Annotated in this window: 22 protein-coding genes and 1 riboswitch; of the genes, 12 read left to right on the forward strand and 10 right to left on the reverse strand. The window is 53.0% G+C overall.

Going from position 1 to position 25,880, the window contains the following annotated elements; genetic code table 11:
* Positions 1–176: 176 nt before the first annotated feature.
* From GGC63_RS14585 to GGC63_RS14595, 3 genes are all read left to right on the forward strand, one after another.
* Complete coding sequence (locus tag GGC63_RS14585; RefSeq protein ID WP_192702939.1) at positions 177–2,348, forward strand: M1 family metallopeptidase; 2,172 nt, start codon at positions 177–179, stop codon at positions 2,346–2,348.
* 15 nt (positions 2,349–2,363) lie between these two features.
* Positions 2,364–3,179, forward strand: a complete 816-nt coding sequence (locus tag GGC63_RS14590) for a hypothetical protein (protein ID WP_192702940.1) — start codon at positions 2,364–2,366, stop codon at positions 3,177–3,179.
* Between the two features lie 448 nt (positions 3,180–3,627).
* Positions 3,628–3,765, forward strand: a riboswitch (cyclic di-AMP (ydaO/yuaA leader).
* Positions 3,766–3,770: 5 nt separating this feature from the next.
* Positions 3,771–4,241: a C40 family peptidase gene (locus tag GGC63_RS14595; RefSeq protein ID WP_079911105.1), complete on the forward strand. Its 471-nt coding sequence runs from the start codon at positions 3,771–3,773 to the stop codon at positions 4,239–4,241.
* Positions 4,242–4,539: 298 nt separating this feature from the next.
* Here the strand turns inward: GGC63_RS14595 and GGC63_RS14600 are convergent, their stop codons facing one another.
* The 3 genes from GGC63_RS14600 to GGC63_RS14610 form a co-directional block, all read right to left on the reverse strand.
* Complete coding sequence (locus GGC63_RS14600) at positions 4,540–5,955, reverse strand: MFS transporter (RefSeq protein WP_192702941.1); 1,416 nt, start codon at positions 5,953–5,955, stop codon at positions 4,540–4,542.
* A 178-nt stretch (positions 5,956–6,133) separates the two neighbouring features.
* On the reverse strand, positions 6,134–6,283 hold the full coding sequence (locus GGC63_RS14605) for a hypothetical protein (RefSeq protein WP_192702942.1): 150 nt from the start codon (positions 6,281–6,283) through the stop codon (positions 6,134–6,136).
* 82 nt (positions 6,284–6,365) lie between these two features.
* Positions 6,366–6,911, reverse strand: a complete 546-nt coding sequence (locus GGC63_RS14610; RefSeq protein WP_192702943.1) for an NADPH-dependent FMN reductase — start codon at positions 6,909–6,911, stop codon at positions 6,366–6,368.
* 222 nt (positions 6,912–7,133) lie between these two features.
* On the opposite strand from GGC63_RS14610, the gene GGC63_RS14615 reads away from it, so the two are divergent.
* Positions 7,134–7,703, forward strand: a complete 570-nt coding sequence (locus GGC63_RS14615; protein WP_192702944.1) for a DoxX family membrane protein — start codon at positions 7,134–7,136, stop codon at positions 7,701–7,703.
* A 188-nt stretch (positions 7,704–7,891) separates the two neighbouring features.
* Complete coding sequence (locus GGC63_RS14620) at positions 7,892–8,659, forward strand: exodeoxyribonuclease III (RefSeq protein WP_192702945.1); 768 nt, start codon at positions 7,892–7,894, stop codon at positions 8,657–8,659.
* A 387-nt stretch (positions 8,660–9,046) separates the two neighbouring features.
* Here the strand turns inward: GGC63_RS14620 and GGC63_RS14625 are convergent, their stop codons facing one another.
* Together GGC63_RS14625 and GGC63_RS14630 are read right to left on the reverse strand one after the other, a co-directional pair.
* Complete coding sequence (locus tag GGC63_RS14625; protein WP_079911110.1) at positions 9,047–9,613, reverse strand: sugar O-acetyltransferase; 567 nt, start codon at positions 9,611–9,613, stop codon at positions 9,047–9,049.
* A gap of 368 nt (positions 9,614–9,981) precedes the next feature.
* Complete coding sequence (locus GGC63_RS14630) at positions 9,982–11,037, reverse strand: 2,3-butanediol dehydrogenase (protein ID WP_192702946.1); 1,056 nt, start codon at positions 11,035–11,037, stop codon at positions 9,982–9,984.
* A 286-nt stretch (positions 11,038–11,323) separates the two neighbouring features.
* On the opposite strand from GGC63_RS14630, the gene GGC63_RS14635 reads away from it, so the two are divergent.
* Positions 11,324–12,349, forward strand: coding sequence for a LacI family DNA-binding transcriptional regulator (locus GGC63_RS14635; RefSeq protein ID WP_192702947.1), 1,026 nt, complete (start codon positions 11,324–11,326; stop codon positions 12,347–12,349).
* A 117-nt stretch (positions 12,350–12,466) separates the two neighbouring features.
* Here the strand turns inward: GGC63_RS14635 and GGC63_RS14640 are convergent, their stop codons facing one another.
* The gene (locus tag GGC63_RS14640; RefSeq protein WP_192702948.1) at positions 12,467–13,309 is read right to left on the reverse strand and encodes a sulfurtransferase; all 843 of its coding nucleotides are present in this window, start codon (positions 13,307–13,309) and stop codon (positions 12,467–12,469) included.
* 167 nt (positions 13,310–13,476) lie between these two features.
* Between GGC63_RS14640 and GGC63_RS14645 the strand changes: the two genes are divergently transcribed.
* The gene (locus GGC63_RS14645) at positions 13,477–13,974 is read left to right on the forward strand and encodes a GNAT family N-acetyltransferase (RefSeq protein WP_192702949.1); all 498 of its coding nucleotides are present in this window, start codon (positions 13,477–13,479) and stop codon (positions 13,972–13,974) included.
* Here the strand turns inward: GGC63_RS14645 and GGC63_RS14650 are convergent.
* Together GGC63_RS14650 and GGC63_RS14655 are read right to left on the reverse strand one after the other, a co-directional pair.
* Positions 13,969–14,268 carry a 4a-hydroxytetrahydrobiopterin dehydratase gene (locus GGC63_RS14650; RefSeq protein WP_192703200.1) on the reverse strand — a complete coding sequence of 100 codons (300 nt, stop codon included), beginning with the start codon at positions 14,266–14,268 and terminating at the stop codon, positions 13,969–13,971. The two genes, GGC63_RS14645 and GGC63_RS14650, sit on opposite strands and share 6 nt — an antisense overlap.
* 46 nt (positions 14,269–14,314) lie before the next feature.
* Positions 14,315–14,608 (reverse strand): hypothetical protein, encoded by a 294-nt coding sequence (locus GGC63_RS14655; RefSeq protein ID WP_192702950.1) that lies wholly within the window; start codon positions 14,606–14,608, stop codon positions 14,315–14,317.
* Positions 14,609–14,768: 160 nt separating this feature from the next.
* Here GGC63_RS14655 and GGC63_RS14660 point away from each other — a divergent pair, with 160 nt between their 5' ends.
* Together GGC63_RS14660 and GGC63_RS14665 are read left to right on the forward strand one after the other, a co-directional pair.
* The gene (locus GGC63_RS14660; protein ID WP_192702951.1) at positions 14,769–16,370 is read left to right on the forward strand and encodes an SWIM zinc finger family protein; all 1,602 of its coding nucleotides are present in this window, start codon (positions 14,769–14,771) and stop codon (positions 16,368–16,370) included.
* The gene (locus tag GGC63_RS14665; protein WP_192702952.1) at positions 16,367–19,297 is read left to right on the forward strand and encodes a DEAD/DEAH box helicase; all 2,931 of its coding nucleotides are present in this window, start codon (positions 16,367–16,369) and stop codon (positions 19,295–19,297) included. Before GGC63_RS14660 ends, GGC63_RS14665 begins: the two co-directional genes overlap by 4 nt.
* 17 nt (positions 19,298–19,314) lie before the next feature.
* Here the strand turns inward: GGC63_RS14665 and GGC63_RS14670 are convergent, their stop codons facing one another.
* The gene (locus GGC63_RS14670) at positions 19,315–20,502 is read right to left on the reverse strand and encodes an EAL domain-containing protein (RefSeq protein WP_192702953.1); all 1,188 of its coding nucleotides are present in this window, start codon (positions 20,500–20,502) and stop codon (positions 19,315–19,317) included.
* Positions 20,503–20,655: 153 nt separating this feature from the next.
* On the reverse strand, positions 20,656–21,417 hold the full coding sequence (locus GGC63_RS14675) for an MBL fold metallo-hydrolase (RefSeq protein ID WP_192702954.1): 762 nt from the start codon (positions 21,415–21,417) through the stop codon (positions 20,656–20,658).
* Between the two features lie 181 nt (positions 21,418–21,598).
* Here GGC63_RS14675 and GGC63_RS14680 point away from each other — a divergent pair, with 181 nt between their 5' ends.
* From GGC63_RS14680 to bluB, 3 genes are all read left to right on the forward strand, one after another.
* On the forward strand, positions 21,599–22,015 hold the full coding sequence (locus GGC63_RS14680) for an Lrp/AsnC family transcriptional regulator (protein ID WP_225948222.1): 417 nt from the start codon (positions 21,599–21,601) through the stop codon (positions 22,013–22,015).
* A gap of 36 nt (positions 22,016–22,051) precedes the next feature.
* Positions 22,052–24,988, forward strand: coding sequence for an ATP-binding protein (locus GGC63_RS14685; RefSeq protein WP_192702956.1), 2,937 nt, complete (start codon positions 22,052–22,054; stop codon positions 24,986–24,988).
* A 91-nt stretch (positions 24,989–25,079) separates the two neighbouring features.
* Positions 25,080–25,736: a 5,6-dimethylbenzimidazole synthase gene (gene bluB, locus GGC63_RS14690; RefSeq protein WP_079911123.1), complete on the forward strand. Its 657-nt coding sequence runs from the start codon at positions 25,080–25,082 to the stop codon at positions 25,734–25,736.
* The last annotated feature ends 144 nt before the right edge of the window (positions 25,737–25,880 follow it).

Genomic DNA, 25,880 nt, shown 5'->3' on the forward strand with positions numbered 1-25,880 from the left:
CCTTCTATTTTAGCTAAAATGCCCCCCCTATTTCCACTAAAAACGAAAAATTATTGATACAGCCCTCAGCGGACAGGGTAAGCAGCCTGAAAAATTTCTTTTGTACCGAGCAGAAATAATCCTCGTCCCACAAACATATACATGCTGTAGATGCTTGTCAACGGGGTGAAAAATAGATGAAAAATGTTATCGGCAACCGACTCGCGCAATGGTGTCTTCTCGTAGTCCTTGCCAGCGGAGCAACCTTTGCAAGCCGAGCCCTGCCGGGCGGCGGCCTTCCGCAGCAAGCTCCATTCTCTCTATCCGACCTGCGCGAGGGGGCGGCACTATTAGGCTCGCTCGCACCGAATCCCGTCGCCATGACCTCCTCATCATTGAAGGGAGAGCCCGACTTTCAACCGTATCAATTCGATCTGTCTCAAGCGGACGGCTCCTCGCTGGGTCTTCAGCTCCAGCCTCTGGCCAAGCCCGTGGCAGCACGTATGAATGAGCCCGCAACGCCGGCGCCTCCCAGCTTGCCGGCCAAGCCTATCGAGAAGCCTGCCCCGCAGCCGCTCAGCTCCCGCATCGTCGAGTATCATATGAACGTCGAGCTGGATGCGGCGAAAAAGCAGATTGCCGGCACTCAGACGCTGACCTGGAAAAATCCCGGAAGCCAGCCGGTACAAGAGCTTTACTTCCACATGTACCCGAATGCGTTCAAATCCAAAAAAACGACCTTCATGAAAGAGTCCGGCGGCAAGCTGAGGGAAGATAAAAGCACAGAAAACAATACAGGGAATATGGACATCAGCAGTATCAAAACGTTAGAGGGCGAGGAGCTCGTCTCCAAAATGGAGTATGTTCAGCCCGACGACGGTAACAAGGATGACCAGACCTTGATGAAAATCACCCTGCCCAAGGCGGTGAACCCCGGAGAGCGAATCACGCTGAAAACCAACTTTTCCGTTCAGTTCCCTTCTGTGTTCGCCAGGATGGGGTACGCCGACGATTTCATCATGGCTGGGCAGTGGTTCCCGAAGGTAGCCGTCTATGAGCCGGCAGGTACCAGAGGACGCACGGCCGAGGGCTGGAATTTGCACCAATATCACGGCAATTCGGAGTTTTATGCGGATTTCGGCATTTTTGACGTACGCATCAAAGTGCCGTCCAGCTACACGGTTGCAGCCACCGGCTTTCCGACGAAGCCGCCCGCAGACGACGGGAAGACGAAAACCTATTCGTTCTACTCCGATGACGTGCATGATTTTGCCTGGGCCGCCTCCCCTCATTTCATTTATTATGAAGAGCCCTACGCCACCCAGCAAATTCCGGGCGTCCGCATCAAGCTGTATCTCGATCCCAAGCACGAGCAGCTTAAAAACCGTTACATGACCGCCGCCAAAAAAGCATTGGCACGGTTCTCCCAATGGTACGGCAGCTACCCGTACTCCACGCTCTCGATCGTTGTACCGCCCGAGAACGGCAATGGAGCAGGCGGCATGGAATATCCGACGCTCGTCACAGGTTGGGGAGCAGCCAGCGAACAGCCGGACCTGGAGCTCGAGCGGGTGATCGTACATGAAATTGGACATCAATTCTGGTATGGCATGGTCGCGAACAACGAATTCGAGGAAGCTTGGCTGGATGAGGGCTTTACCTCCTATGCCGAGGATAAGCTGATGGAGCTGGAGTACGGCGTTAAGCCGAATCTGCTCGTGGAGTCCAGCTACATGACTTCTCCGGCGGCGCTCAAGCTGGATTCCTGGGGGTACCGGGGCCACAATCAATATGCCGAGAACGTCTACATCCGGGCCAAGCTGGTATTAAAGTCGCTAGAGCAGCAAATCGGCCGGGATACGATGGACCGTGTGATGAAGACCTATTTCCAGCGCTGGAAGTTCAAGCATCCGGCGACCTCCGATTTCCAGAAAGTACTGGAGGACGTGACCAAGACGAGCTGGGCAGCCTTCTTCGATCAATATGTCTATAACGGCCTTATGGTAGACTACGCCGTGACCGGTATTCACAGCAAGCAGGTTGTCCAGGAAGGACAGCCCTTATATGAAAATACGGTCCGCATTCAAAGGTTCGGGGGAACCTATTCTACGATTCCCATCCGCTTCCATTTTGCCGATGGCTCGCAAATTGACAAAACCTGGGACGGGATCGACGCCGACGTCCAGTTCAAGCTGAATCACACGGCGCCTTTGGATTACGCTTCTATCGACCCGCATTACTCTATCGTGCTGGAAAACAAGCGAATCAACAGCTTTATGAAAACTAATGTGGACAGCAAGCTATCCATTCGCTGGAATGTCGGTGTGGTCAAATTAATCGAGACCTTGTTCGGCTGGGTCGCATGGTGAGGTGAGCAAGCGCTTATGTTGAATTTAATAAAAAAAGGATTGGGCTTAGCCTGGAACCAGCCTTTTACCGTATGCACTCTATTTATTTATAATCTGCTGTGGGGGCTCGGGCTCTTCGAATGGATCCACTCCATCGTCTTCCCCTTGCTCCGCCGCTATCCCGGCAAAGAGCAGGCCCGTGAAGCGGTACAGCTCTTCTGGATCGAAGGCCAGTTCCAATTGACGAAGACCGACCTCGTGCAGCCTTACCTTCTGTGGGGGCTCGGGCTGCTGCTGGCCCGCATGCTGCTCACCCCGGTGCTGAACGCCGGCGTATACTACTCACTTAAGCATACCGAATTAAACGCCGGCTACCGGTTCGTCCAAGGGATACGTGAGCTGACCTTACCGTTCTTCGGCTACTACCTGGCCCAAATGGCGCTGCAGCTCGGCCCGCTGTACTGGCTGATCCCCAAAGCAGCTCAGCTGTACAGCAAGCAAGCAACACTGTATGCGGCCGCGCAGGAATTGCTGCCTTGGCTCGGGGCCTATCTGGCCTACATGTTTATTCTGCAGACGCTGTTTATGTATCTGCAATTCGGGAAAGTATGCGGAAAGTCATCCTTATTCTCCGTATCCCTCCTGCTGCGCAACGTTCTTCCAGCTCTGTTGATCGCTGTCACGGTTACGCTGATCGGCCTTCTTATTACCGCCGCCGTCGTGACATCCACCATGATATGGGCCGGATTCCTTGCTCTTCTCGGCTTTCAAGCCTACCGCTTCATCCATATGTTCTGCAAAATGTGGGAGATCACGGCTCAATACGCGCTTTGGTCCGCCAAAAGCGAATAGCTTCCCCCGATGTCCTGACCGGCAGATAGAAACTAACTGATCCGCTAAATTTTAATATATCAAAAAAACCGTCCGCATCCCCTTGGAAGCTGCGACGGTTTTTTCATGTTTTAGGGTTCAGGGTTACATCCCAATTCATGCCATCCAATGTGAGATAACAGATTTTATCCATAAAGTCAATAGCCCGCTAAATCGGGCATCCCCACTACAGACAGTAATGTTCCACGATTTGGACGACGCCCATGTCAAACGACTCAGCATTTTGTCGAAATATGAATGGGAACACCCCGTTTCCTCCCAATGATTTTTCATTGTAAACCTTTTCATCTACTGCTTTTTTAGAAATTTCGAGAAATATAGCAAAAAAACCTTTATAATTGTGAACTTTTTATGACGGCGGGAGGAAAACTGCATATTTGATCGAATTGTTGTAGTCGTAACAAAAATAACGTACATATTGCCGAATTTCCACAGCGGAAAACGGGGGATCCAAATACCCGGGTGAATTGATCTCGCAACAGAGTGATCATAGGGAGCCTTCAACCGAACCCTTAAGCTAACCTCGTAGGCATCGGAAGGGGAAAATTTCCTTTGAAAAAGTTTTTTGGTTTTGCCGTTTCTGTGGCACTGTTTTGCAGCATTCAAGTAGGAAGCGCTTTTGCGGAAACGCCGCTAAGTCAAGCCGTGAACGAAGAGCTGGGAGCGCCTTATAAATGGGCGGGTACCACAGCAAAAGGCTTCGATTGCTCCGGCTACACTTCCTTCGTCTTCGCAAAATTCGATATCGATTTGCCTCATACGTCTAAAGGACAAGCAGCGATCGGTACAACGGTGTCCCAAGATGAGCTACGCCCAGGCGATCTTGTGTTCTATAACACGGATGGCAAAGGAATCTCACATGTCGGTATTTATGTTGGTGACGGAAAGTTCTACCATTCCGCCACAAACAAAGGCGTTACCGTGACCAAGCTTAGCGATTCCTACTACGCCAAGCGTTTTGTCACAGCGAAACGCATCCTGTCGGAAGAGCAGTACCAAGCTGTGATGACCGACAGCAAATAGAAGCATCGCGCAACTTTTTTTGAAGCCCTCAGCGTTTGCCTCCGTTACGTCTCCAGCGTCCGGACAAGCCTGCAGGGCTCTCTTTCTTCTATACGATTGGTTACCCGAAAAAGTTCCACTTGAACCCGTTTTCTCACCCTTCCAATTTCGACCAGTCGGATGGGACCTGCGAACGTTTAACTATACTGGCAGGAAATACGGAAGCCCCCGAAAAAAAACTGCCGGCAAGATTTTGCCGACAGTTCGAGCCGCCTCGCTATAAGGCTGCTTCAGTACAGTCAGTATGGTTTGAACGGTGTTACTTCCTGTCGCTCTTCAAGCCGAAGCTTGCTATCAGAGCGAAGATGACTGCAATAGCAGCCGCCAGAAAGGAGTCGGAATAACCTATCGCCTCAAACTTGTAGAATGGATTTAACGAATGGGAAGCATCGCTGCGTGCATGCAGAAAAGCTCCGATGATGCCGGCTCCTGATCCCGCCCCGAAATATAATGCTCCCTGGAATAATCCCATTCCTGCCCCGACCTGGGCCTTCTCAAGAACACCTACAGCAGCACTATTGGCGGGCGAGTTAATGAAAGCGAAAGCTATCCCTACCCCGATGACCCCCAACGAAACCAAAAGGGCCGATGCCCCCGAAGCTATCGACAAGAACAGAGTGGATATTCCCATCACGATTAACCCGGCAATGACAAGCGGTTTGCTCCCGGCACGGTCAGATATTCGGCCAACCCACGGCGAAAGCAGCGCGACAGCCGCACCACCTGGCAGCAGCGTTACCCCCGCTTCTCCAGGGGTAAGTCCGTTGGCTTCTACAAGGAGCAGCGGTACAAATACTAGAACCGCAAAATAGGCAAAAGCCGATAAATAAGCCACAGCGACCGCGTGAATATAAGGCCTGTTTTTGAACAGGATCGCAGGTACAAAAGGATCGCTTGCCGTACGAATACGCCAAATAAACGCAACCAAGGCACATACGGCTCCAAAAAGACTTCCTAAGGAAGCTAAAGAGGTAAAGCCAACGCTTTCCCCTTGCGTTAAACCAAACAGGAATAATCCCGTGGTAAGGCCAAGCAGAACGCCTCCGATCCAATCCATTCTTTGTCCATGTTCCTGTTCAATTTCCGGTTTTATTACCGGTAGAGTACAGACAGCCCCGACTACGATAAGAAGTGACAGTACAAAAGCGATCCAGAATAGCGCAGGCCAGCCCCAGGCTTGCCCTACAAAGCCTCCGAATATCGGCCCAAATGCTGTTCCAATCCCGATACATCCCATAACAACGCCTAATGCTGCTCCGCGTTCTCCTTCTGCAAACACTTTAGAAATAGAGACTACCGATAGCACCGGTATCGCAGACATTCCCGCCCCTTGAACCATCCGGCCAAACACCAATAACGGAAGGCTCGGAGCCAGGGCACAAATCAAACTTCCAAGCGCCAGTACGGAAGCGGCAAAAGCAAACAGCTTCCTCAGTTCAAAAAAATCCGACATTCGGCCATAAAGCGGAATTCCAATGGCAAGTAAAAGTGTAATTCCGCTTACTACCCAGCTTACTTGTGCCTTCGCAGCATGTAAAGAATCGCCGATGAGGCCAAGAACAGGATTCACCATATCCACCGTGATTGCAGCCAAAAGAGAGGATAAGATAAGGACCATTATGAACCCTTTTACGGATGCTCGATTGTGTGCAAGGTTATTTGGTTTTGCTTTCATTTTGGACAGCCTCCTAAAATCATTAGTATTGTTTATTTTAGGAGGCTTGATCGTCTGCTTTCTTAACCACGCTTGCTCACCCTTTCTACGCGGTATAAAGAATATCCGTGAAAACAAAAAAGACGCCGCAGCAGCACCGGCGCCGACCCATTCATTCATTTAGGAACATTTATATTCGCTAATGACGCATGAAGGCAAAAAAAGTCCGGTAGCTATCTTCTTCTAAACCATGTATAGCTAAAAAAGGGCAGACGTATCCCGTTGCATGAAAATCTCCTGAAACTTTTACACTTTTCCCCAACGCATCGCACGTGAAGATAGTTTCCATCGCTTTTTGCCTCCTTTCGGTGTTATTCATATAAGATTATAGTTCAGACCACATGAAGGGGCAATAATATTTCCCTTCTATTTCACTCGCTTCTCCGCTTTAGTACCGCATCCGACATCCTTTCAAGCAATCGCCTTATCTCCTCAGCCGTTTCCGCATCCGTCCATTCGCCCAACTCATTGATCTTTTTGGATACGAGAGGGATGGACAGCTGTCCTCCTTCGAACAGGTGAGCGGTAATCATACCTAGAGTCAGCATCAGGGAAGCATGAGCCACCTTCCCTCCGGTCGCTAGCGGGGAAGCGCTTATGACGGCCGTCGGTTTATTCACCAGCTCTCCCGACGAGACCAGCCAATCCAAGGCGTTCTTCAGAACGCCGGGCACTCCATTCGCATATTCCGGCGTACAGATCATCACTCCATCTGCCGCTTGCAGCGTCTTTCGCCATACGGCTACCGGAGCCGGTGGAGCCTCTCCATCCAAGTCGGGATTAAAATGCGGGAGATCCCCTATCCCCTCAAAGCTAACCAGCTCCATCCCCTCCGGCGCCAAAGCCGCTGCGGCCTGCAGCACCCTTGTATTGGAGGATACCTTGCGCAAGCTGCCGGAAATCGTTACGATTCTCATTCTGCTCCTCCTCCTTTTCGTTATGATACGATTATAACCTACCGGAGTAAGGAAAGCCTTATAAACCCTGGTACTTCTTGGATGTTACGGCCATGATGATGGAAATAATACATTCCCAGGCATCTTGTGATAAATATCACATATAATTATTCGAGCTCCAGCTACAATAAAGCCATCCAATATATCCCACAGCGAACGGTTTTACATTGAGGAGGTTATTCTATGAGCAAGCACGAAATCGTAATACCCGAAAATCCCGTTTCCCATTTTTTATTCAGCAGCACCCGGGCAGGTTTGATTTGGTTAATCATTCGCCTCTATGTCGGCTACACTTGGGTTACATCCGGGTGGGGAAAAATAACGAATCCTGCATGGACCGGCGATAAGGCGGGAACCGCTTTGACAGGGTTCATCAAGGGGGCATTAGCCAAAGCCGAGGCCGGCAAGGATGTTACCGGCTGGTATGCGGGCTTTCTGGAGCACTTCGTACTGCCAAATGCCAAGGTGTTCGGATTCGTTGTCGCCTTCGGCGAGCTGCTCGTAGGACTCGGATTGATCCTGGGTCTGTTAACCGGCATCGCGGCCTTCTTCGGCGGCGTTATGAACGCCAGCTTCTTATTCGCCGGAACCTTGAGCACGAACCCGATTTTATTTATTTTGGCCACATGGCTGGTGCTGGCATGGAAAAATGCAGGATGGTACGGGCTGGACCGCTGGGCGCTGCCTTTCCTCGGTACGCCTTGGGGACGCAAAGCATCGACCGAAGGCTTCAAGTCCGCCCCGCCGCTATAAACGCAAGCTTTTCAATCATGAAAAATCAGCAGCAGAAGGAACAACCCGTCCGTCGGTAACCCGCGGGCGGTTTTTTTTGCTTCCTTTCCTTCCGCGCATCCAGGTACGAACCATCCCCTCTACTTGAACTATCAATCTATGATACACTGAATAAATAGATGACAAGTAAGCGGTAAGGAGATAAAGCAATGAAACTGGTATCCTGGAACGTCAATGGTTTACGTGCTTGTGTTAACAAAGGTTTTTACGATTATTTCAAGGAATGCGGAGCCGATATATTCTGTGTTCAGGAGACGAAGCTGCAGGAAGGACAAATTAGCCTGGAGCTGGGAGATTCCTACTATCAATATTGGAATTACGCCGTTAAGAAGGGATACTCCGGCACCGCCGTCTTTACCAAGATAGAGCCGCTTTCCGTGCGATACGGCATCGAAGAGGACCAAGAAGAAGAGGGCAGGATTCTCACGCTGGAATTCGAATCATTTTATCTAGTCAATGTGTATACTCCCAATGCCCGTCGCGACCTGTCCCGGTTGGCGTACAGACTGGAGTGGGAGGAAAGGTTCCGCGCCTACCTTCAACAGCTGGACGAACAGAAGCCTGTTATCGTTTGCGGGGACCTGAATGTGGCGCATCAGGAAATAGACCTGAAAAATCCGAAGTCCAATCAAAACAATTCCGGCTTCACTCCAGAGGAACGGGAGAAAATGACGCAGCTTCTGGAGGCGGGATTTCTCGATACGTTCCGGCATTTCTACCCTGACCAGACAGATGTCTACAGCTGGTGGTCCTTCATGCCCAAGGTAAGGGAGCGGAATATCGGATGGCGCATTGATTATTTTCTGGCTTCCTCCCGACTCGCTCCCTTCTTGCTGGATGCGCAAATAGATACGGAAATCTTCGGCAGCGATCACTGTCCCGTGATTCTTACGATGTCTGACGAGATTAGCGGCTAAAAAGATTTGCGGCCAATATCTTGATAGATAAGATTAAGCCTATGCAGCGGCCCCTCTCTATTTATCGATCACGATTACTGCACTCATTCGACTTAACTCAAGCCACCTTTTCGGTGGCTTGATTCTGTTGAAAAACCTATGACGCTTGAACCATTTCCAATATATTCCAGTGGGGTATACCCCTCCAGCCGCTGTTGAAACCCATGAATTAGATTAGATTTAGCGGTATTTTCACGGGTTTCAAAGGCGGACGTAAACTCCTCCGAGGCATACCCCACCTCCATATATAGCATAGTTCTCGCAAAACTAGTTTTTTCTACAGCCTGAAGCCATCTCTCTGATGGCTTATTTTTTCATTATCGGTATTCATTTGTTAAAAAAAGGATATTAAACATCGATGGTCTTAATAACCTTCGCGGGATTTCCTCCTACGACAACATTGCTAGGAACATCTTTGGTTACGATTGCCCCGGAAGCTATTACCACATTATCTCCGATAGTAACGCCGGGATTAATAACAGCTCTTCCACCTATCCAAACATTATTGCCAATCGTTACAGGCTTCCCAAACTCAGCCCCCGAAACTCGTTCAAACGGATTTAGCGGGTGTGTGGCCGTATAAATATGTACGCCTGGTGCTATAAAACAATTTTCACCGATACGGACTTCACACACATCCAGAATAACGCAATCGAAGTTCGCATAAAAATGGTTGCCTACATGAATGTTATAGCCGTAATCGCAACGAAATGTCGGTTCCATATACAGGTTTTCACCGGTTGAACCAAAGAGCTGTTTGAGCAATTCCGTTCGTTTATCATAATCCGTTTCTATCGTTTGATTGAACAGTCTGGTCAGCTTTCTAGCGTTCTCACGGTCTTTGGTTAATTCCGGATCGGAAGCAAGGTATAATTCTCCGGCTAACATTTTCTCTTTCTCAGTTCTCGTATTCATCTTGGACATCCTTTCGTATTAGGAATATCTTCATGGAATTGAGTTACAAGCCTAATAATGATCCAGACACTTGCTTGCGGTGCCTCTAAACCGTCCCCAGCTTCCAATGTAGCATATTTCTGTCAAAGCCGGGTTATTCAACAAACGGACCTACAAAAGGACCTTAGCTTCGTAATTTTGCGGGGCCCCGAAAATTTATAGCTCTATAAAGGAAAAAAGGGCGTGACCACCGCCTCCCGGCAGTCCGCCACAGCCCAAATTCATTGGTAAGGGACTATGTTTCATGAAACAAGGGGAGCCCGGGTGCGGACTTCCTTATGCTGTGCCGCCTCCACTTGGCTAGGCTCAGCTACAGGTACAACACAGGATTACTTGCTTTTTGGAGAAACCAAAATTTTGATTTGACTCTTCTCCTTGATGAGAGTCTCGAAGCCTTCCTCCACAATATCGGAAAGCGGAATCCGCTTGGTTACCAGCTTGTCGGCGGGGAAATATCCTTGCTCCATCAAGCTTATGACGGCAGGGAAAATATCACGGTAGCCGATGATCCCGGCAATATTGCGCTCTTTCAGCACGATTTGGTTAGGATGAATAGATGCCTCGCGCTCGAAAATGCTGACGATCATAATTTGACCGCTGATTTTTGTCGAAGCAATGGCTTGGTTCAATACGGCCGGAACGCCGGTCACTTCAAAGCATACGTCCGCTCCGCCGTTAGTAAGGCGCTGGATTTCCGACACAACGTCCTTTTCCGCCGGATTCAAGACTATGGCTCCCAGCTCTGCCGCTTTGCTGCGTCTCTCCTCGGACAGCTCCACCGCATAAATTTCCGATGCGCCGGAAGCCTTCAAAGCTTCGATCAGCAGCAAGCCGATCGGGCCCGTCCCGAATACAACCGCGCGGTCGCCTACTTTCAGCTGGCTCGAGCGAACGGCGTACAGGACGACAGCCGAAGGCTCAACTAATGCGCCTTGCTCATAAGATAGACTGTCCGGAATTTTGTGCACCATATGCTCATCTGCCGCTACATATTCCGAGAAGCCTCCTCCGCCCCCGGCCAGGCCCAGGAAGCCCATTTTGTCGCAAAGATTGTATTTGCCGTGTCTGCAGGATTCGCATGTGCCGCATGAGAACACAGGCTCGACCACTACACGGTCTCCAACCCGGAACCGGGTCACCCCTTCGCCGACCTCAACGACTTGTCCGGAAAACTCATGGCCCATGACGATAGGCGCTTTTTCATTCGTAAGCGGATGGGGCGTTCCCTCAGGAATAAAAATAGGACCTGCAGCATATTCATGCAGATCGCTTCCGCATATTCCGCACGCCTCGATTCTGATTTTGACCTGCCCTTTCTTAGGGGTAGGCTCATCGATCGTCTCTACGCGCAAGTCCTTCACACCATGCCATCTTAACGCTTGCATATTAGTCATCTCCCTGTAGGAATTAAGAAATAAATGATATGATTTCCCATTTACAAAGGCACAATAGGAAACGTTTCCGGTAACTATCATGTCACAGTTTCGACAAACTGTCAAATAACAAAACGGGGAGCCCATCTGCTTATTTGCCGTAAAAACGGGTCATAATCCCGCGGTTTGACCACAATCCCGTTATAGGAAGGATAGGCTATGATATAATAAAAATAGAACTCCCATCTCGCGGAAACAATACGGAAACGATTCCGAAATGAAAGGAACATTCCTTCGTATGACGATTAACAAAAAGCTGACGATCGAGGATGTCGCCAAAAGAGCCGGTGTCGGGATCGCCACCGTGTCCCGGGCGCTTAATAATCATAAAGGCATCAGCGCCAAGACGAAGGCCAAAATATTGCAGGTCGTAGAAGAGATGGGCTTTACGCCCAATACTTCAGCCCAGAGCCTCAAAATACGCCAAACACGCCAGATTGCGCTGGCGGTCCCCGATATCCGGAATGCCATCATTCCGGATATTGCATGGTCGGTCGAGCAGGCGGCCAAGCAGCACGGGTACAGAGTCGTGCAGATCAATACGCTGGGGAATGCCATGCTGGAGCTGGAGACGCTGAGGGAGCTGGACAAGCTGCATGTTGACGGGCTTGTCATTATGCCTCTGGCGTATCCCAAACAGCTCGAGCCCATGATAAATCAGGCCGTGATCCCAGTATCCGTCATCAACTACGGCAAAAAAATGAGCGAGGACCTCAACGCGGATATTGTCGGCATGGCCCGCCAGGAGGGCAAGCTGGTGATGGAGCATTTACTGCAGATAGGGCGGACACGAATCGCTTATGCAGGTGCCCCGAAGCAAAAGATTGAGGAGCGCTATTTTGCTTACGAGCAGTCGCTTAACCACGTGGATCCGTCCCTTGTCTATTTCGGCGAAGATTTCTCTTTTGAAACGGGACGGCAGGCGGCCAATTATTTTTACAGCCTGAAGCATATGCCGGACGCCATCTATGCGGTGAATGACATGGTTGCCATCGGTATCGTGAACCGGCTCAAGGAGCTTGGCGTTCGAGTGCCGGAGGATGTGGCGATTGCGGGCATCGATAACAATCTGTGGGCGACCGTAACGACACCGCAGATCACCTCCGTCTCCATCATGGGCAGCGAGGTCGGAAGGCTCGCGGCGGAGCTATTGCTCAAACGCATTCAATATCCGAACACCTCCGGCTATGAACGGGTAGAATTCGAGCCCCGGCTTATTGTCAGGGAGTCTACTGTCAAAATGAATCAGTACGCCAAAAGCTAACTCCCCCTCTCAGCAAGGGGAATAGGCATTGTAACAAGCCAAAGAGGGCTGCTGCAGGGTATCATCCTTCCCCTGCCGCAGCCCTTACATTGTGCGCATAAACAGTTATGCGCTCTCTTATTCTTCCACTGTCGCGATCGGATTGTCCTTGTACGAGATCCAGTCGCTCCAGCTGCCGGAATACAGCTTCACGTTCGCCAAGCCCGCTTCCTTCATCGCCAGCACGTTAGGACAAGCGGTAACGCCTGACCCGCAGTACACGATAACCTCATCGGCCTTTTGCAATTGTGCGAATTGCTCACGAAGCGCCGCCGCATCCTTCCAGCTCCCCTGTTCGTTCAGGCTTTGCTTCCAGAAGTAATTTTTTGCCGAAGGAATATGTCCGGCCACCGGATCAATCGGTTCCTCCAGGCCAAGATATCGGCGCTCTTCACGAGAATCGACCAATACCGTCCCTGGACGGCCTATGCGCTCCTTCACTTCCTCCATGCTGACCAGCATCGAGCTCTGCAGCTTGGGCACGAATACAGCCTCGTGCACAGCCGGCGGCTCGTCGGTTACCGGGTAGCCTGCGGCCTTCCACTTGGAGTATCCTCCGTCTAACACAAAGACTTGCGTATGTCCTGCATATTGGAGCATCCACCATAAGCGGGAAGCCATGGCTCCGCCCTGGTCGTCGTATACGATAACCTTCGATTCGCTGCTGATGCCGGCGGATCCCATAATTTGCGCAAAGCGGTTCATATCCGGAAGCGGATGCCGCCCTCCGTGCTCCGATATCGGGGCCGACAGGTCTTGTTCCAAATCGATATAAACGGCGCCGGGGATATGATCCTGCTCATACGCCTTCCGTCCTGCTTCCGCGTTGCCCATTCCCAATACGAAACGACAATCTATGATGACGACAAACTCATCTGTTCCATGCTCGAACAACCATCCCTGAGATACGATATGCTGCATCGAAGGTTCACTTCCTTTGCTGAAGGTAAATGTTTTCTTCTAGTATACAACGGAATGGCAGGGGAGCAAAATGTGGAAATAATCAAGAAAAGCCGCAGGTCGACAAAAAAGCCCCCACTCTGTACAATGGAGTATGGTAATTATTTGGAAAAGGAGATGAGTGCGCCATGCACACGACATCCCAATTTCGTGTCGTCCCCTTAACGGAAGATCATTGCCGCGATATTTGCACGTGGGAATATCCCGTTCCTTATAACGTATACAACTGGCGGTCCTGGGAGCTGATGGTTGCGGAACAGGAGGAATTCGCCGATGCGGCGCTTCGGGAGGAGCAGTACCGCGGTGTCGTCGATTCCGACGGCTTGCTGGTGGGCTTCGCTCAATTCTTCCCTTTGGTCGGCGTGACCCGGCTCGGTCTAGGCATGCGCCCGGAGTTTTGCGGACAGGGGTACGGGGTTGAATTCGTACGCACCATCGTCGCCGAAGCCAAGCAAAAAGCACCTGCCAACGAAATCGACCTGGAGGTGCTGATCTGGAACATCCGCGCTTACCGCGTATATGAGAAAGCAGGGTTTGTGCAGACCGATACCTACGAGCGGAGAACTCCCACCGGGATGGAAACGTTCCACTGCATGGTCTGGAAAGGCTCCGCTGAGCCGCTATAAATCGGCGTATCGCTCGAACACGGCGTCATAGCGCGAAGCCGCCTCGAAATCAAGGTCCATCAAGCCTCCTGCCCGCCAGGAGGTCAGACGCAGCCGCACCAGCTTGTAATCGACAGCAATGAACGGATGGTGATCCAGCTCCTGCTCCGATATCCGGGCGATCTCCTGAACAAATTGAATCCCGTCCATATAAGCCGGAAACCGGTACGATTTGACGATCCATTTGCCGTCCTCCCTGCTCCAGCCGTCCGCTTGCCCGAGCCTGGTTACGATCTCTTCCTCCGTCAGCTTCATCGATTTCATCATAGTCGTCCTTCCCCTGAACCGTCCGCTCGAGCCGCTATACCAGGTAAACCACGCTGATCAGCTTGCCCTCATGGTAAACGACAATCACATGCTTTTCCCGGTCATGGCTCACCGTGCAGCTGCCGACGCGCATTTTGGGCTCCGTACCCAAACCGTAGAACAGATCGTCAGCCAGCGTCTTGATGCACTCCTGCTGCTCCTCGCCGTCCAGTTCTTTCCAATCCTCCGGTGTCATTTCCAAAAAAGAATAACATTCGTCGATGCTGTGTAAAGCTTGGGTAAAGTCGTCAATAATGTCATTATATTCACGGGCAAATTTAATTCCCATGCAACGTCAGTCCTTCCGGGTTGAAAATGGAATGAAAATGCTTACTAAGCATTTTAACCTGAAAATTCCTTCTCATGCAACCGCACGGAAATAAAGCATTTGTATCCAAAATCTGTTACACTGTAAGGATACAAACAAGTTCGGAGGCGGAACGTTTCCTATGTTGAAGCTGCAACTCCCGAAAAACCGAATGAACTTTTTGATCGAACGGATGCAGCAGGATTTCGATCTCTCTGCCCTGGAGCAAGGGTGGGAGCATTTCCATAAACGCCGCATATCCGAGGTAGAGCTGGTCCATGGATTAGAGATCCATGCCCTCGTTCGCGATGCACAGGCATGCGAGGTCGTTCTCGATCTCGACCGCTTCGAGAAGAGCGAATGCAGCTGTCCTGACGACGGGTATTGCCAGCACATGGCTGCGGTTATCTTCACATTATATGCTTCGTTCGCACGCCCGGAACTGCTGCTGCAGCACTTGAAGCAGTCCATCCGGGTCAAAAATCGCCAGCAGCTGTCGCGAACGGCTGCAGGGACCAGAACGGAGAAAAAGCAAGAGCGCCTGGAACCGCCCGAGGCCCAACAGTTGCCTGCCTATTGGCACCGTTTCTTCGATCAGCAGTTTTACGGCTATTCTCTCTCCCAGCAGCATTCGATTGAGCAGTTCTTTGCCACAGCCCAAGAAACGCTTCATCCGATTGCAGCCGCGTGGGAGCCTTCGCTGCGGACGCTCTATGAGCTGCACGTGCTGCTGTTCGTCATGCGCAAGATCGAGCAGTTTTACTCGGAGACGAAGACCTCCTACATGTCCTACTATATCGAAACCGGGTGCAAAACCGTCGCCAAGCAGTGTATGGAGCAGCTCATGAAGCTGCTGCCTGAATTGGACATTCCCTCCCTGCTTAAGCGGCATGGTGAAGCTATAGATGAAACATTGACTTTCCTCGGCGACGCCGCACTCAGCGGCAAGGACTCTCCATTGGATTGGCTGGTGGGCTATCGCAGCCTTTGGTGGCGGCTGACAGAGGATCCGGACCGGATCGCCAAAGAGAGGAAGCGGCTTAAGCTGCTCGCCTCCAAGACAGGTCTTCAGCCTCGGCGCAAGGACGCCCTGTTGATCGCGGCCGCGCATTTTGAAGTTATGGACGGAAAAGACGAGCAGGCCCGGACGCAGCTCGAGGAGCTGAGCAAGCGGGAGCCCCGCGACTATTTCTTGTACCTGAACCACAGCTATGAGAATCAGGAGTGGGAACGGATGCTGGCCTGGCTTCGGTGGATGCTGCCCTCCATGCAAAGGGCGCAGCAGGATGAGCTGCGGACGTTCTGCACGTACTGGATGGAGGCGGTCAACCGGCAGCCCGATGACGGGGAATGGGTCGACGTGATGATCGCCCTGCTGCCGCGCACCTACTACTTTTATACGACCTATTTGCTCAAGGCCCACCGGTTCAAGGCCTGGGTCGATCTGCAGATCGCCAACCGTGTCTCTCCGCTCAATTTGTATGCGCTGGATTTAAAAACAGTGGAAAGCCATGATCCGTCCCTTCTGCTTCCGCTTTATCATCAGGCGGTGGAGCGAAGCATCGCGGAAAAGAACCGGAACGCCTATAAAATGGCCGTTAAGCTGCTCAAAAAGCTGCATGCCTATTACAAAAAGCTCGATAAGCTTACTGTATGGGAGGAATACATGTACCGGCTGGCTACGAGATATTCCCGCCTTAGAGCGTTTCAAGAGGAGCTTCGGAAAGGGAAGTGGATTCCATGATCGATACATCTGCAATTACGGTTCATGCCAGATGGATAGCCCCGGGCTGCTTCTTCTTATGGGGCTCCCGGTACAATGGGGGCGTGAGCGATGCCTATGATTTGAAGGGACTGCTGTTCGCCTGGCACGAGCCTTCGTTCTACGGCACATTCATCGAGGTAACGGAATCGATGAACGTAGAGGGGCTGCAACTGTCCGCGCTGGAGGCGCTGGACTACTTCTGCAGCCCGAGCGCAGTCCAGCATCTGAAGCTGGACTGGAGCAGCGAGCTGCGCGAGCTGATGCGGCTGGCGCCTCACGTGAAGGAGGCGCTCGTGCAGGGGCGCTGCATGCCCGACTTCGCGAAGTGGAAGGCGGGCGAGCTCGGCTGGAAGCTTCAGCTGCCGGATTCCGTGGCGGCTGAAGGGTTTTCGCCTTTGGCGCAGCAATGGATGGACCGCCTCATCCCCGAATGGGGTGAGGAGGACAGCCTGCTGCGCCAGAGCATCCGGCAGCTGGAGGCGACGTATCCTCTGCTGCAGCGAGGCAAGCTGCCGGCCGATCTGTGGATGGACGAGGAGGATTGGCTCGTCTCCATCGGCTGGCAGACCGACGGCACGCCGTTTCGGACGTGCCTGCAGCTGAGCGAGCCGCCGCAGCAGAAGAGCAGCGGCAGCTGGCCTCTGCGCGTCATCCTGCAGGACCGCGCCGACAAGACTCTGCTGCGCGAGGTGGACTCCCGGGCCCTCGCAGCTGCTGCCAAGGGCGACGCGGACGCGCCGCCGCCCGGCCCGGCCGCACCCGCGCTGGAGGAGCTCCCGGCTGCCTGGCAGCCTGAGCTTCAACGCGCGGGGCGCGATATCGCCAAATGGCAGCGCATCCTGCCATGGCTCGAGAACAGTGAAGAGCCCGGCACGCTGCGCAGCGAGCTCACGCAGGACGAGGCTTGGCAGCTGCTGACCGCCGGCAGCCTGCGCCTGATGGAGGCGGGCTACTCCGTCTTCCTGCCCGCCTGGTGGGAGCGCATTCGGCGCTGGCGTCCGCGCCTCAAGGCGAAGATCAAATCGTCGGTCGGCACCGGGCCGCAAGCGATGTTCGGACTCGAGCAGCTGATGCAGTTCGACTGGAAGATCGCCCTGGGCGACATCGAGCTGACGGAGGAGGAATTCCGCTCCCTCCTGGAGGAAAACCGCAAGCTCGTCCAAATCCGCGGCCAATGGATTCAACTGGACCCGGCCCAGCTCCTGCAGCTTGAGCAGGTCATGAAGCAGGTGCAGAAGAAGCAGGGGTTATCCTTCCGCGATGTGCTGGAGCTGCATCTGCTCGGCTCTTCCGAAGGAGAGGAAGAATTCGGCTTCCAGCGCTCCCTGCAAATGGAGGTAGAGCTCAACGAGCAGCTGCAGGAAATGGTCGATCTGCTCAACCACGCCAAGCGCCCGCCGCTGGTCGAGCCCCCTGCGTCGTTCCGCGGAACACTGCGGCCTTATCAGGTCGAAGGAATCTCCTGGCTCCTGTTCCTGCGGCGCGCCGGTCTCGGCGGCTGCCTTGCCGATGACATGGGTCTCGGCAAAACCATTCAAATGATCACGTACTTGCTCCACCTGCGGGAGCAGGAAGCTGCGGCCCAAGCGGAGCAAGGGACTGAGACCGCTCCGTCGCTCCTGGTTTGCCCGACCTCCGTGCTCGGCAACTGGCAGAAGGAGCTCGAGCGGTTCGCGCCCGAGCTCAAAATCCATCTGCATTACGGCCCGAACCGGGCAAAGGGCGACGCCTTCAAGGAAGCCTGCCTAGGCTATGACCTGGTACTGACAACCTATACCTTGTCTCATCTGGATGAAGCCGAGCTGTCCCAGCTGGAATGGAGCTCGATCTGCCTCGACGAGGCGCAAAACATTAAGAACGCCTATACGAAGCAGGCGACCTCGATCCGCGGCCTCAAGAGCCGTCACCGGATCGCTCTGACAGGGACCCCGATCGAGAACCGCCTGACTGAGCTGTGGTCGATCTTCGACTTCCTCAATCCGGGCTATCTCGGAACGCTGCGGGAGTTCACACACCGGTACGTAGGCGCCATCGAGCGAACGAACGATCCCGAGCTCGTATCCAAGGTACAGCGACTGGTCCGCCCCTTCCTGCTGCGGCGGGTCAAGAAGGACCCGGCTATTCAGCTCGATCTGCCGGATAAGCATGAGTATAAAACGTTCGTCTCGCTGACGGCAGAGCAGGGCATGCTGTATGAAAACTACATCAAGGATATGTTCGAGCGGCTGGACAGCCTGAGCGCTATGGAACGGAGAGGCTTGATTCTGGCGGCTTTAACGAAGCTGAAGCAAATCTGCAACCATCCTTCCCTTCTGCTGAAAGAACCGGCCGCCGCCCCCTGGCAGCAGCGCTCCAACAAAGTCGAGCGGCTGCTTGAAATGGTTCAGGAGCTGCGCCAGGAAGGAGATAAATGCCTTATCTTCACCCAGTTCGTGGAGACGGGCCATCTGCTGCAGCGCATTCTGGAGCAGGAGCTCGGCTCCCAGGTGCTGTTCCTCCATGGCGGCACGCCCAGAGCGGCGCGTGACCGCATGATTGCCGACTTCCAGAACGAATCGCTGCCGAGCGACAAGCAGCCGGGCATCTTCCTGCTCTCGCTCAAAGCCGGCGGCACGGGGCTTAATCTGACAGCGGCCAATCACGTATTCCACTTTGACCGCTGGTGGAACCCTGCCGTCGAGAATCAGGCGACGGACCGTGCCTTCCGGATCGGGCAAACCCGCCATGTGCAGGTGCACAAGTTCGTCACGCTCGGGACGCTGGAGGAGCGCATCGACGAAATGATTGAGAAGAAGCAGGGCCTGAGCCAGCAAATTGTCGGTAACGGCGAGCAGTGGATCACGGAGCTGTCCACCGAGGATTTGAAGGAGTTGTTCGCACTGCGCAATGATTGGGTCGAGCTCTAGCCGCCCGACCGGACTTCCTAGACCTGAACATCGAGAAATAAATAATGCGTGCCGCCAACAGGACACGAGTAGGTCTGCATCAACCGGGCCGTATCCAGATCGGTATATTCGCTCGACAGCATGCCCTGCCGCTGATTGTTCAGCCGCATCATATTCGGAATAAAATAAGGACGCCATATCCAGTTCGAACCTTGATATTGGGCGTCCCTTTTCCATTGGCCCCCGCTATCCCTCGAATAATTGGAGGAAACCTGACATCCGTCCTCGCGGCAAATATAAATCCGCACTACATTAGAGCCCACACTCGGAAGCAGACCTTCGATCATCCTATCCGCATCCGCAAAGCCGGTGATAGGGGCATCCGGGGCAATAAGCTCGCTCAAGCCCTCCTGCACCGAGAACAGCGCACGATAGCGTGCGACCTCCTGCTCGGTATACAGCCTGATTTCCTCTTTCAGAAACGGCTCATAGGCGCGCTCATCCTGAAGCTCTTCCCGGGCCTCCGAGAAGAGGAAGCCTTGGACATATCTGGCCCCCGCCTTCAACGAATGGTACAGATCGTGCTTGGTCTCTACCCCTTCTATCAGGAGTGATGAGCCCATTTGGGAGGAAAGAATCGAGAAGGAATTCAACAGTGCCTTGTACCCGTCATGTATAGCGCTCTTCTTCAACAGCTTCAGATCGATCTTCAAGATGTTCGGCCGGATGGAAGCGATGCGGTCATAGTTGCTGTAGCCGCTGCCGATATCATCAATGGCTATCAGGCAGCCATGGTCCCGATATACATGAATCATTGCGGATAATTCGTCCAGCCTGCCGTGGAACTCCTCTTCCGTCACTTCAATGACGACCCTTGCAGGATCAAGCCCGTGCTTTTGCAGGAGCTTTAGCGTAGGCAATACTCCCTTCTCCTTATACACACGGTAAATCCAGGACGGCTTTACATTCAGAAACAGCATGGCGCTGGAATCCGATTGGGCTATGGCCGCAATGGCTTGCTCGCGCAGCATTCGGTCTACATGCAGATGCTGCTCGTCGCTGATGTTCGGGTTTTGGAAAAAATCCCCTAAGCTTCGAACCCGATTCCCCTCCACCCTCCGCCCTAACGCTTCGTAAGCGATAATTCTTTGTGTTTGCAGCGATACTATCGGTTGAAAAAAAGAACGCAGCTCCCGTTCCCGCAAATCTCCTGTTCCGTTCAGCATTCTCCTTGCCCTCCAATAACCCATAAGCGTTAGTTGTATGATAGATTTCCTAACATAATATTCCTATGGTTATTGTAAGGTACAACAGGTCGGCTGGCAATCAGTTACAGCGAAACTTGCCGTATTTTCTTAGGCTGCGCTCTCCTCACCTGCTTACCGAGAGCCAAAATCGATCGATTCTCCATCCCCGGGCACCTTGACTTGATGCAGCAGCCCCTCCGACCGCAAATAATCGGTTAGCTGCTCTCTCGTCTCCAGGCAATGGTTGATCGCCTCCATATGAACGGCTACCACGCAAGTCCCCGATGCATAGCGGCATACGCGCGCAATATCCTCCTTGGTCATCGTGATCGGATCTCCTTGGGCAAATTGAGCCGCACCCCCGTTAACAATCGTGACATCGGGACGATGCCGGTCCAACGCTTCCTCCACCTCCGGAACATAGATGGTATCTCCCGCTATATACAGCACAGGCTCGCCCGGAGCCTGCAGAACAAAGCCCGATACGTTTCCCATCCGTTCGCCGATCTCCCCTGTCCCGTGCCGCCCTCCTGTTCGTGACAGCTGGATGCCTTCCCACTTAAGCTCGCTCTCTACCGGCTTCACATCGGTAAAACCTGCTTCTCTTATGGCTTCCGCATCCGACGGCTGGCAAAACACCGGCAGCTGCTTATCGAGAAGACGCACCGCTTCCTTGTCCCAATGATCAAAATGAGTATGGGTCACGATGACGGCATTCACCGATTGTAATAACTCAGGGGTGACGGCAATGGAAACTAAAGGATTTTGTCGACTATTTGTCGAATTCATTACGGGTGGTTGTACCCCTTGATCGCAGAGCATAGGATCGACCAAAAACCGTTTTCCGTGAATATCTGCCAATAACGTTGCGTGACGAAGAAGTTGAACTTTCATTACCGTTTCCTCCTAGACCTGTCAGTTTACTCTCCTGCCTACCCGAGCCCTTGGACCCGGAAAGCATCTGTCATCAGTATGCACCGTTTCTCCAAACGGCTGAAGGACTTGATGAAAAGATTCCGCACAAACCATTTTCACGATGAAAAAACTGCCCCCTGGACAGGAAAGGATGAAGCCCATGCTGGATGAAACGGATATCAAAATATTGGAGTGCTTGCTGGCCGATGCGCGAATGCCCCACAAGGAAATCGGAGAGCATGTTCATCTGACCGGACAGGCGGTCGGCTTCCGGATCCGCAAACTGGAGGATGCCGGAGTGATCCAGGGTGTCCATGTGTCGCTGAATCATGAAAAGCTCGGCTTGACGGTTATGGCGCACATTATCGTGTTCATGAAGATGACGAGCTCCCATGCCCAGTTCCAGAGCTTCGTACGGGAGCATCCCCATGTCAAGGAGGCTTACCGCATCAGCGGTGATGGCTGCTACTCGCTCCGTCTGCTCGTAGCTTCGCATGGCGAGCTTAACGAGTTTCTGGACCGGCTGCTTGACTACGCCAACTATAGAGTTCATATTTGCTTGGACCGAATCAAATGAACAGCATCATTCTATTTTTAGGTAAGGAGCTTATGCATGAACGTAACCCGATCTAACGTTTCCTTGCTCTACGTCGTACTCATCGTCGCCCTGCTGGCCCTTGTCAGCGTGTCCAGCTATATCGCTTCCACGAACATGGAGGACGAGCTCAACAGTGTCGTGCAGGAAGCGATTCCCTTGGCCGCACTGGCCGAAAATATTTTAGGCGATGTCATCAATCAGGAGACCGGTGTACGCGGCTTTGAAGTGACAAGCGATGAAAGGTATCTGGAGCCCTATGAGCAAGGCAAAGCCCAGCTTGCCAAAGACTTGGAGCTTATGGCCGTATACCAGAAAAAATATCCAGGTTTGAAAAGCCTGATGGAAGGCGACATTATTCCGCAAATCCAAAAGCTTCAGGACCATTACAGCTCGCAGGTGGAGCTGGTCCGGGCCGGCAGGGTGGAGGAGGCGCGCGCGCGTCTAGGTAACGGCAAAATGCTGATGGACCGATTCCGGCAGCTGCACCTGAAGATTCGGACTGATATCGATGCGATCGGAACGGATGCCTACAATGATGCACAAAGAGCGGGCCATCTCGCCCGGATCATCATAGCGGCCGGCGGGGCGGTAGCTATCATAATCGGCGCCTTCTCCGCCGTGATTTTCAACCGGGCCCGCCGGGCCGAGGCCGCACTGCGCAAAAGCGAGGAGACCTACCGCTATATGGCGGAGAGTCTGGAAGCGCAGAATGAAGAGATCATCGCGCAGCAGGAGGAGCAGGAGCAGACCTTGGAAAAGCTGTCCCAGAGGGAGCTGGAGCTCGAAGCGATCAGCTCTTACCAGGAGAAGCTGTCCGGCTCGCTGAATATGAACCAGTTCCTGCAAGCCTCCATTCCGGCGTTGTTAAACTCGCTTCAGATGGATGCGGCGCTCCTTGTCGTGAAAGAGAAAGCCGGCAATGCGCTTGTCCCGCTTCCGGAGGAGCCTCCCTCTTCCGGACAGCGTTCTGCCTATACCATTTTGTATGCGGCAGGTTATCCGTCGCAGCTGCCTTCCCAGGTCGAGCAGGAGCTGTACGGGCCGGCCCAACGCGTATTTACGGAGAAAGTGCAGATAGACTGCAAGCGGGAGCTGTCTCGGGAAGAGACCGGTCTGCACCAGGGAATGACCCATGCGATAGATCAATATCACCCCTTGTTCGACGATAAACAAGAAGTGATCGGCTTCCTGCTGCTGACCAGCTATTTGTCCTCGCGCACCGAGCAGCAGGACCGTACGGGCAAAGGCCTGATGCGGCAGTTCGGGCTCGCCTTCCTGGCTCAGCAGATGAATGAGGACCGTCATCTTCAATCATTGTATCTGGAGCAGCTGAATGAACAGCTTCTTCAGGAAAAAGCCTTGATCGAGGAGCAGCGCGACTTGATAGAGAGCATCCTGGAGTCTACTAATGAGGGAATGATGCTGTGCGATTCCTCAGGTAAGCTGCTTTTCGCCAACCACCGGATGAAAAGCTACTTTACGATCGCCGATCAAGGCGGGGAGGATTGGAACGAGCTTACCCGAAACATGGAGAAGATCATTCCTTCCTTGTCACCCGTCCGCCTTGCTATGGATAACCTGCTGACCGGCACGCTTGATAAGCTGACCGAACGGTTCGCCTTCATGGATCAGGAGGAGCAGCAGCGCTATGTCGAGCTGTACGCCACCAAGGTAGGTGACAAGAAAAACCAACAGGAACGAGGCTACCTGTTCGTGTTCCGGGACCGGACCGAGGAGGAAAAGGTCGATGAGATGAAAAACGAATTCATCAGCATCGTATCCCATGAGCTCCGTACACCGCTGGCCAGCGTGCTTGGATTCATCGAGATTCTGCTGCACCGGCAATTGCCGCAGGACAAGCAGCACAAGTATATGCAAACCATTTACAAGGAAGCCCATCGCTTGTCGAACTTGATTAACGATTTCCTCGATCTGCAGCGTATGGAATCCGGGAAGCAGGCGTATCATTTTGCGCCCGTTGAGCTGATCAGCATCGTGAGGGAAGTGGCGGAGCAGTGGAAGGAAAAGCCGAGCCACACCGTGGTCATTGAGTCTTCAGCCCAAGAAGCATGGGTTCGTGCCGATGCCGATCGGCTCAAGCAGGTGGCGCACAATTTAATCAGCAATGCGATCAAATATTCGCCTCAGGCCGATAAAGTGAACATTCTCATCGATGCGCAGGACGGGCAGGTCAAGCTGCACATCACTGACTTCGGGCTCGGCATACCGGATGAGGCAAAAGATAAGTTATTCACCAAATTTTACCGGGTGGATAACTCGGACCGCCGGCAAATCGGGGGCACGGGCCTAGGTCTTGCCATCGTGAAGGAAATCGTCGATGCGCACGGCGGCTCCATCACCTTCGAATCCGCGATGGGCGAAGGTACGACCTTCACCGTTCAGCTGGACAGCTACCGGTTCCCCGAGGTCGACGGCAGCATTATCGTACTCGAGGACGATGATAACTTGGCCAAGCTGATCCAGGTTGCTCTCAGCAAGCTGGAGATCCCTATCGTGCATTTGCGTTCCGCGGAAGAAGGCATCGGCTCCCTGCATCGCATTCGCAAGAGCCCGCCGCGTCTCTGCATCGTGGATATTCATCTCGAGGGCTCGAAGAACGGCTGGGATTTCATGGCCGAGCTCTACGATCACCCTACCTTCTATCGCACTCCGGTCATCGTATCGACTGCGCTGGAGCCGCCGCTTAATTATTACGAGAAGGATATTGAGAAGTTTTTGCGCAAGCCATTTTCAATGGAGAAGCTGCTTCAGGCTGCAGAGCAATTGCTGTACCATACAGAGTCCCAGCCTTCCTATATTTTCCCTGAGCAGGATGAAGCCTTGATCACATCGTCCTTAAGGAAAAAAGGGATTGAGGTCAGCGGAATTACGCATGGACAGGATACGATTCAAATTGAGCCCAAGCGTAAACCCGATCTGCCGGAGGCTTAGCTCGGCAGGGGATATTCGAGCGGTCATTTTATAGAAGACAGCAATCTAGGGTAAGCTGCTCCTAATACGAACCGAAGGAGATGTTGTTGCGATGCACTTTCGCGAAGAAGAAAAGGCCGCCGTCTACAAAGCCATCTATACCCGCAGAGATATACGGACCTTCCGGCCCGATCCAATCCCGCAGGATACGATCATGAAGCTGCTGGACGCCGCGCATCACGGACCTTCCGTCGGCTTCAGTCAGCCATGGAATTTTATTCTCATTCAATCGGAGGAAGGAAAACGGCGTCTCGCCTGGGCGGCGGATAAAGAGCGGAGAGCGCTGGCCATTCATTATGAAGGAGAAAGAGAAACGAAGTTCCTGTCGCTCAAAATCGAAGGGCTCGAGCAGGCTCCCCTAACGATCTGTGTAACCTGCGATCCCACCCGCGGCGGCTCCCATGTGCTCGGGCGCAATTCGATCCCGGAGACGGATATTATGTCGACTGCGTGCGCCATTCAGAATATGTGGCTCGCAGCCTGTGCCGAAGGGCTTGCCATGGGATGGGTCAGCTTTTATAAAAAGAACGACGTTCGCGACATTCTGAATATTCCTCCCCATATCGATCCCGTTGCCCTGCTGTCCATCGGGTATACCGATAACTATCCTCCAATGCCGATTCTGGAAGCGGCTCAATGGGAGAAACGGCGCTCGCTGGAGCCGCTAATTTTTGCAGAGAAGTGGGGAGTGCCGCCGGAGCGTCCGTGAGCGGATGAACGAGCCCCCGACCCCTAATGGCGCTCTTGGCTTCATGATGGCGGGCCGGTATCATCCGTGAGCCGAAGACACTTTGGGACCTACCTTAAATCTTTATGGAATAGGAAGAGCTGCCCGATCCTATTTAGGAGCAGG

It is taken from the genome of Paenibacillus sp. OAS669 (assembly GCF_014873645.1).
In the GTDB taxonomy this organism is placed as follows: Bacteria; Bacillota; Bacilli; order Paenibacillales; family NBRC-103111; genus Paenibacillus_S; species Paenibacillus_S vulneris.

Coding starts and splice junctions, on each gene's coding strand:
- GGC63_RS14585 (WP_192702939.1), top strand. CDS start 177: ATGAAAAATGTTATCGGCAACCGACTCGCGCAATGGTGTCTTCTCGTA.
- GGC63_RS14590 (WP_192702940.1), top strand. CDS start 2,364: ATGTTGAATTTAATAAAAAAAGGATTGGGCTTAGCCTGGAACCAGCCT.
- GGC63_RS14600 (WP_192702941.1), bottom strand. CDS start 5,955: ATGAAAGCAAAACCAAATAACCTTGCACACAATCGAGCATCCGTAAAA.
- GGC63_RS14605 (WP_192702942.1), bottom strand. CDS start 6,283: ATGGAAACTATCTTCACGTGCGATGCGTTGGGGAAAAGTGTAAAAGTT.
- GGC63_RS14610 (WP_192702943.1), bottom strand. CDS start 6,911: ATGAGAATCGTAACGATTTCCGGCAGCTTGCGCAAGGTATCCTCCAAT.
- GGC63_RS14615 (WP_192702944.1), top strand. CDS start 7,134: ATGAGCAAGCACGAAATCGTAATACCCGAAAATCCCGTTTCCCATTTT.
- GGC63_RS14620 (WP_192702945.1), top strand. CDS start 7,892: ATGAAACTGGTATCCTGGAACGTCAATGGTTTACGTGCTTGTGTTAAC.
- GGC63_RS14625 (WP_079911110.1), bottom strand. CDS start 9,613: ATGAATACGAGAACTGAGAAAGAGAAAATGTTAGCCGGAGAATTATAC.
- GGC63_RS14630 (WP_192702946.1), bottom strand. CDS start 11,037: ATGCAAGCGTTAAGATGGCATGGTGTGAAGGACTTGCGCGTAGAGACG.
- GGC63_RS14635 (WP_192702947.1), top strand. CDS start 11,324: ATGACGATTAACAAAAAGCTGACGATCGAGGATGTCGCCAAAAGAGCC.
- GGC63_RS14640 (WP_192702948.1), bottom strand. CDS start 13,309: ATGCAGCATATCGTATCTCAGGGATGGTTGTTCGAGCATGGAACAGAT.
- GGC63_RS14645 (WP_192702949.1), top strand. CDS start 13,477: ATGCACACGACATCCCAATTTCGTGTCGTCCCCTTAACGGAAGATCAT.
- GGC63_RS14650 (WP_192703200.1), bottom strand. CDS start 14,268: ATGAAGCTGACGGAGGAAGAGATCGTAACCAGGCTCGGGCAAGCGGAC.
- GGC63_RS14655 (WP_192702950.1), bottom strand. CDS start 14,608: ATGGGAATTAAATTTGCCCGTGAATATAATGACATTATTGACGACTTT.
- GGC63_RS14660 (WP_192702951.1), top strand. CDS start 14,769: ATGTTGAAGCTGCAACTCCCGAAAAACCGAATGAACTTTTTGATCGAA.
- GGC63_RS14665 (WP_192702952.1), top strand. CDS start 16,367: ATGATCGATACATCTGCAATTACGGTTCATGCCAGATGGATAGCCCCG.
- GGC63_RS14670 (WP_192702953.1), bottom strand. CDS start 20,502: ATGCTGAACGGAACAGGAGATTTGCGGGAACGGGAGCTGCGTTCTTTT.
- GGC63_RS14675 (WP_192702954.1), bottom strand. CDS start 21,417: ATGAAAGTTCAACTTCTTCGTCACGCAACGTTATTGGCAGATATTCAC.
- GGC63_RS14680 (WP_225948222.1), top strand. CDS start 21,599: ATGCTGGATGAAACGGATATCAAAATATTGGAGTGCTTGCTGGCCGAT.
- GGC63_RS14685 (WP_192702956.1), top strand. CDS start 22,052: ATGAACGTAACCCGATCTAACGTTTCCTTGCTCTACGTCGTACTCATC.
- bluB (WP_079911123.1), top strand. CDS start 25,080: ATGCACTTTCGCGAAGAAGAAAAGGCCGCCGTCTACAAAGCCATCTAT.